The 240-nt window shown below is 72.5% G+C and carries 1 protein-coding gene; it reads right to left on the reverse strand.

All coding sequences use genetic code 11. The features are described from left to right. On the reverse strand, nucleotides 1-202 hold a 202-nt coding region (locus tag ACQG3P_RS22645), incomplete at its 3' end, for a hypothetical protein (RefSeq protein WP_426806307.1). Nucleotides 203-240: the final 38 nt, after the last annotated feature.

Genomic DNA, 240 nt, shown 5'->3' on the forward strand with positions numbered 1-240 from the left:
CGGTGGGCGTGGCCGTGGCGGGCGCCGCCTGCGACGCAGTGGCCTGCCCGGATGCGAGTGCCTGGATGCGTGCGGTGAGCATGTCCACGGTCTGGCGCAGCCGCTGGATCTCCGCGTCCTGGGACGCGTCGCGGGTCTGGGCCACGACGGCGCCCGGCAGCAGCACGGCGGCCAGGCAGAGGGTGCGGGTGGGAATGCGCATGGACAACGGCCTCGCTGGGAGATCGGGAACATGACAAA

The sequence above is a fragment of the Stenotrophomonas sp. SrG genome, from assembly GCF_050031795.1.
GTDB classification, from domain to species: Bacteria; Pseudomonadota; Gammaproteobacteria; order Xanthomonadales; family Xanthomonadaceae; genus Stenotrophomonas; species Stenotrophomonas rhizophila_A.